This is a genomic window from Sphaerisporangium sp. NPDC088356, from assembly GCF_040685555.1.
Classification (GTDB): domain Bacteria; phylum Actinomycetota; class Actinomycetes; order Streptosporangiales; family Streptosporangiaceae; genus Sphaerisporangium.
Map to the genome: position 1 here is coordinate 1 of NZ_JBFBIK010000207.1, position 6228 is coordinate 6228.

6 protein-coding genes are annotated in these 6228 nt (G+C 72.7%); all 6 read left to right on the forward strand.

What is annotated here, in order from left to right; translation table 11 throughout:
- Positions 1–320 precede the first annotated feature (320 nt).
- The 6 genes from AB0O34_RS35775 to AB0O34_RS35800 all read left to right on the forward strand — a co-directional run bounded on the left by AB0O34_RS35775 (position 321) and on the right by AB0O34_RS35800 (position 6113).
- Positions 321–734, forward strand: coding sequence for a hypothetical protein (locus tag AB0O34_RS35775; RefSeq protein WP_363923262.1), 414 nt, complete (start codon positions 321–323; stop codon positions 732–734).
- A gap of 54 nt (positions 735–788) precedes the next feature.
- On the forward strand, positions 789–1439 hold the full coding sequence (locus tag AB0O34_RS35780) for a hypothetical protein (RefSeq protein WP_363923264.1): 651 nt from the start codon (positions 789–791) through the stop codon (positions 1437–1439).
- Positions 1440–1447: 8 nt separating this feature from the next.
- On the forward strand, positions 1448–2524 hold the full coding sequence (locus AB0O34_RS35785; RefSeq protein ID WP_363923266.1) for a bifunctional lytic transglycosylase/C40 family peptidase: 1077 nt from the start codon (positions 1448–1450) through the stop codon (positions 2522–2524).
- 79 nt (positions 2525–2603) lie between these two features.
- Entirely contained in the window at positions 2604–2993 is a 390-nt protein-coding gene (locus AB0O34_RS35790) for a (deoxy)nucleoside triphosphate pyrophosphohydrolase (protein WP_363923268.1), read from the forward strand.
- Positions 2994–3098: 105 nt separating this feature from the next.
- Positions 3099–4859 carry a hypothetical protein gene (locus AB0O34_RS35795; RefSeq protein ID WP_363923270.1) on the forward strand — a complete coding sequence of 587 codons (1761 nt, stop codon included), beginning with the start codon at positions 3099–3101 and terminating at the stop codon, positions 4857–4859.
- A 99-nt stretch (positions 4860–4958) separates the two neighbouring features.
- Positions 4959–6113 (forward strand): hypothetical protein, encoded by a 1155-nt coding sequence (locus AB0O34_RS35800; RefSeq protein WP_363923272.1) that lies wholly within the window; start codon positions 4959–4961, stop codon positions 6111–6113.
- Positions 6114–6228: the final 115 nt, after the last annotated feature.

Genomic DNA, 6228 nt, shown 5'->3' on the forward strand with positions numbered 1-6228 from the left:
CCCGGGGCCACTCAGCAGCCCGGCACGCGCGTGCCGGTGGGCGCCCAGCCGGCCCCGCTGGACGCCGACGGGCAGGCGGGCCTGCGGCGCAAGGCGACCGGGCGCGGCACCGCCGTCCCGCGTCCAGGGGCGGCGCCTCCGCTCAACCTGTCCGGCCGCATGGGCGGTTCCGGCCGTCCTGGTGGCGCGGGCCCCGGCGGGGGACCAGGCGTTCCGAGCCCGCGCCCCGCCACGCGCACCGGTACGGGGGGCGGTGGCGGGACGGGCGCGGGAGGCGGCGGTTCGTCGGGTAGCTGGTTCGGTGGCAGGTCCGGTGGCGGGTGGGCCTCACGGTCCGGTTCCTCGGGCGGCTCGTCCGGCGGGTCTTCGGGTGGTTCCACCCGCCGCTCCGAGGGTGCGGCGCCCAGGGCTCCCCGCTCGACGGCGGGCGGGCCCCGCGGCCTGGCCGGTGGCGGCGGTTCGTCGGGACGTTCCTCCGGCGGCTCCTCGGGTTCGTCCGGCGGCTCCTCGGGTTCGTCAGGGAGGTCGTCGGGCCGTTCTTCCGGCGGTTCGTCGGGAGGCCTGTTCGGCGGCTCGTCCGGCAGGTCGAACGGTTCCTCGGGCAGGTCCTCGGGTGGATCGCCGGGCAGGTCGTCGGGTGGTTCGTCCGGCTGGCTGTCCGGGGGCGGGCGCTCGAGTTCCGGCGAGGCTCCGCCGCTCTGGCTGCCGCCACGCTCCGACTCAGGACGCGGTGAGTCCGAGCCCGCGCCGTTCTGGCTGCGACCGGCCGACGGCGACAAGGACTGACGATGGTGCAGGTCAACGACCGGCGAGGGCTCGTCTTCGCCGGTGTGGTCGTCGCACTGGCGGCCGTCGGCATCTATCTGTCCATGCGTCCCGCCTCTGGCGGCCCGCAGGACGGTGACCCTCCCGGCAGGGCGGCGGTGGTCTCGACCCTCGCCGCTCCGCGGTCGGGCACGTCACCGGCTCCGGCGATCTCCCCGGGCTCGTTCGACATCTACAGGTTCCTGCCCGTCCCCAAGGACCAGATCGCCGTGGCCGCGGACGCCGCCCAGCGGTTCGCGGTCTCCTACGCGACGTACCGGTACGACGAGGACCCCGCGTCCTTCGCCGAGCGGCTGAAGGGGTTCACCACGGTCGAGCTGGGCGCGATCCTCGCCCGGGACGTCACCACACCGGCCACGGTGGACCAGAACCGCGCCGACGAGGTGGTCTCCCAGGGATCGGCGCGGTTGAAGACCATAAGGAACATCTCCGAGGGCTCGATCGTGTTCGTGGTCACGGCCATCCAGCACATCACGGCCAAGAGCGGGCCGCAGGAGCGTAGCGCCGACTACGCGATCACCCTCACCCAGATCGGCACCGAGTGGCGGGTGTTCGACATGCAGCCCGCCGACGCGGGCCAGGACGGGGACACCGGCGACGGGACCACGCAGTGACCTCTCGCGTGCGCATAGCGCTCCTCATCGGGCTGGCCGGGGTCGTCCTGGTGACCCTGATCATGGCGCCGATGCTCATGAGCACGTTCCCCTCGTTCCTCGGCGGCGGCAGCACGGCCGGTGGCGACTGCACCGACACGGTCACCAAGGTCACGAACGTCTCGACCACCGCTCAGTCGGATATCCCGGCGAACTACCTTGAGCTGTACAAGAAGTGGGGCAAGAAGACCGGGGTCCAGTGGACCGTGCTCGCCGCCGTGGGCAAGCGCGAGACCGACCACGGCAGGTCCAACCTCGCCGGGGTGAAGAGCGGTACGAACTACGCCGGCGCCGCCGGTCCCATGCAGTTCCTGATCAGCACGTGGGGCGGCAAGGCCAAGATCAAGATCCCGTCGAAGTTCAGCGGGTACGCCTCCGACGGCGACGACGACGGCGTGGCCGACGTCTACAACCCGGCCGACGCGATCCTCGGCGCGGCGAAGATGCTCAAGCGCAACGGCGCGCCCGGCGACCTCAAGCGGGCGCTCTTCGTCTACAACCACGCGATGTGGTACGTGGAGCAGGTGCTGGTGATCGCCAGGCGGTACGCCTCCGATGGGACGCTGGAGCTGCCCCCGGACTCGAACCCGGCCTGCGACACGCCCATCGTGGAGGCGGCTCCGACCGACATCGTGCGGAAGATCCTGGCGTACGCCCTGGCCCAGCGCGGCAAGCCGTACCGCTGGGGCGGCACGGGGCCGGACGCCTTCGACTGCTCGGGCATCATCTACATGGCCTACCGCGCCGCCGGGCTGTCGATCCCGCGTACGACCTTCGGCCAGTGGCCGTTCGGCGCGAAGGTCACCAAGGGCTCCGAGCAGCCAGGGGACCTGGTCTTCTTCAACGCCGGGCCCGGCACGTCCTCCAGCAGCCCCGGGCACGTCGGCCTCATCGTCTCGCCCGGGAAGATGGTGGAGGCACGGTGCACCCTCTGCGGGCCGATCAAGATGACGACGTACCGCGACCGGCCCAACATCGTCGGCTACACCCGCCCGCTGCAGAACCCGACCGTCGTCGGGCAACTCAAGCGGCTGGGCCTCACCTAGAGCGGATCATTTCGCCCACTTGCCGCATTCTCGGTACGCCTAGGGGCGAGAGCCGGGAGAGACCTTAGTCTTTACCCGCATGGAGAAGATTGTTGTGGCGGCGGCCATCGTCGAGGGGGGCAGGCTTCTGGCCGCCCAGCGCGCCGGGCCGCCGGAGATGGCCGGGGGCTGGGAGTTCCCCGGCGGCAAGGTCGACCCGGGGGAGAGCGACCACGAGGCGCTGATCCGGGAGTGTCAGGAGGAGCTCGGCGTCGGCATCGCGGTGGGGGACCGGATCGGCGGTGACTGGCCGCTCAGCCCGGGGTACGTGATGCGCGTCTGGCTCGCACGGCTCATCTCGGGCGTTCCGCACCCCCATGAGCACTTGGCGCTTCGCTGGCTCGGCCCTGACGAGCTCTTCGACATTCCTTGGCTGCCCGCTGACCTGCCCATTGTGCGCGCTGTACAGAATCTGATCCCTGAGGGTTGAAGCCCGGCACGGTGTGAGATAACAGCTACACAGCGTGACGAGTTTGTCTCGCACCGTATCGGGGGACGGGGATCTGCGGTGGCCGGTTGGTGGCGACGTGCCCAGGTGGTGTCCGTAGTCGGCGTGGGAGCGCTGGCTCTGGGAGGCGGGGGTACCTCTCTCGCCGCGACGACGGCGGAGCGCGGTTCCGTGGAGCCGCCGGACGCGGCCGACGGCGCCCAGCTCAGCGTGCGCCTGGTGGGCGTGGGCGATCAGGGCCGGCAGAACAGGCCGATCCGCGAGGGCGATCTTCTGCACTTCCGCGTCAGGCTGGACGGGCCGGCCGACGGCACGCGCCTGGCGGTGGCGGCCAGGCCGAGGGAGGCGTTCACCTCGGTCGGGTGCGACGACCTCGCCGACATGCCCGTGAAGCCGGCATCGCGCCCGCAGACGTGCGAGTTCGGTGACATCTCCGGCCCGAGGACCGTGGACATCGCGCTGAGGGTTCCGCGCCGGGCGGACGAGGTGGGCATCACCGCCGTCGCCCAGATGCGCGCCCCGGGTGGCGTCCAGTGGATCCGCCGCATGGCGGACGTCAACATCAAGCTGGACGGCGAGCCGGGCACGCGAGGCCCCGAGCCCGAGTCGGGCGCGCCCGGCCTCAAGCCCAGGAACGAAGGAGAGATCCAGGGGCTCGGCCCCGGATCGATCCAGCAGGGACAGCCGGGAGAGGCCAGCACTGGCACTGGCACAGGCACAGGCACGGGCACTGGCCAGGTCGCGGGCGGGGGAGCCGCCACACCGGAGTGGCCGGGCACCGCCCCGGCGGGACCGTCCGGGCCGTACGGCTCCGAGGCCGCCAAGGAGAACGCCGCCGCGGCCAAGGAAGACGCCCTCAAGGGGGACATCGCGAAGGGCGAGGCCCCCAAGGAGAACGTCGGCGAAGTCCAGAACGCCAAGGACACCGGGAACGTCAGGGACACCCAGAACGCCAAGGGCACGCAGAACGTCAGCGACACCCAGAACGTCCAGGACCTGACCGGCGCCGCGGGGGCGAGTGACCCCGAGGCCGCCGCCCGGCCGGCGGGCGCCGTGACGCCCCCGGAGGCGCAGGCCGCGGCCGGGAGCGCTCCGCGACCGGCGGAGAGGGTCATCGACCTGACCGGCCCGGACCCCCAGGCCGTCGATGCGCGAGATCGCGATGCCACGCCGAAGTCGCGCCCCGACTCCGAGATGACGCCGGGTCCCGCGCAGGGGATCGCCGGAGTGTCGCGGCAGCCGGGAGGCAAGCTCAAGGCGTCGCCCGCGATCCCGCACCCGGCGCCCGGCGTTCCCGCCAAGCCGGCGAAGGCCGCCGTGCCCACGGCGCCCCTGATCCCGCTTCCGGCTCCGATGCCGCTCCAGGGGCCGGTCCCCGCTCCCGTCCAGGGTCCGCGGATGGCACCGCTGAACGGCGGGGTCCAGATGCCGCCGGCGGCCGGGATGCCGCTCGCGCAGGTCCCGACCCCGCTGCCCAACCCGGCGCCGGGCACCGTGCTGGCTCCGGGCATCCAGCCGTCCGTGCCGGGGCTGGCCCAGGGCGCGGTCCCCGGCCAGGCACCCGTCCCCGGGCAGATGCCGCTCCCCGGCCAGGCACCCATGCCTGGGCAGATGGCGGCGGCCGGCCAGGTGCCCGGGATGGGCGCTCCGCAGGCTCCGGCGATGGGAGCACCCCTTCCGCAGGAGATGCGCCCGGCGACCCCGAACCTGGTGGCCGGCACGGAGAAAGACGATCTCGAGATGGTGCGCGGACTCCCGGCCGCCGTGGTCGCGGTCGGCCTGCTTCTGGGGGCGCTGGCGTTGCAGATGAAGTTCCGGCGCAGGCGGGCTTCCCGGAAATTGGGGTAGTAGATAGATCGGTGTCGTTGAACGCCCTTTACTGTTACTTTTGCCCAACTAGGATGTTCTCTAGTTTGATCGGCAAGGGTGGCGAGGCGGAGGGCAGCGGTGAGCGGACGCGTGCGTATGACGGCCGTGTCCGCGGTGGTGGCATCGATGGGCCTCACCGGCGTCGTCCTGCTCGCGACGGCGCCGATGACGGCATCCCGGGCGAACGCGGCACAGGTCGCCATGGCCGACCCCACGTGGGTCGAGCCCGGGGATCCGAACATCACCGACGACCCGGGCCAGTCGCCGGAGCCGGAGCCGACCGTCACGGTGACCATCACCGAGAGCCCCGACCCGACGGTCACCCGCACGAAGACGGTGAATCCGAAGCCGTCCCCCAAGGCGTCGAAGACGCCCAAGCCCACGGCGACGAAGACCTCCCCGATCGAGCCGCCGCCGACGATGGTGGAGCCCCCGCCGACGAGCGCGCCGGTGATCCCGTCCACCCCGCCGCTCACCACGCCGACCCAGCCTCCGGCGGAGAACGTGGTGCCCGAGCCCCAGGTGTCGCTCGCGCTGGTCACCCCGACTCCCACGCCGACCGAGACCACCGAGCCGAGCCCCTCCTTCGACGAGCCGACGCCCGACTCGGTGCCCATCGAGATCCGCAACGCGTCCCCCGAGTACAACCAGATGGAGCTGAGCAGGAAGCTCGCCATCCCGGGTGTCCTGCTGGCCGTGCTCGTGATGCTGGGCGTGCTGATCTTCGAGGGCCGGATCCGGCGCACGGCGCACGCGGCGGCCGTCCGCAGGGCCGGGCCCCGCTCGCCGGGCCGCCATCGGGACGACCTCCCCGGCCCCTATCCCATGCCCGGCTATCCGATCTACCACGGGGGCACGGCGTACGCGCCGATCATCAGCTTCGTGCCGGTGCAGGGCTATCCCGGCGGGCCGGGCGCCCCGCACCCGCAGGACCCGCAGGCGTACGGCGTCGTGTACGAGCACGGTCTGAGCGGCCCGCTCCCGCTCGCGGCGGGCCCCTCCGAGCCGTGGCCCCGCAGGGCCGACTACGAGTACCTCGGGCCGGCTCCCGAGTCCTCGATGACCTTCCCGGCCGGGGGGCCGCAGCCGCTTCCCGGCGAGCCGCAGGCCGGCGTGAACCCGCCTCAGGCGGGCGGCGAGCAGGCCACCACGCTGCAGGCGCCGCTGCCGGGTGACAAGCCTCGCCAGGGCCTCCAGGGCCTCCTGGGCCGCTTCCGCCGCGGCTCCTCCTGATACGTCCTACGGCCGTCGTACGGGCGCTCGGCGTCCACAAACTCCACAAGCCGGATGATCGTGCGTCGTACGGCCGCTCGGGGCGCGCCCGGAAACGCGTACGGGCCGCCGACCG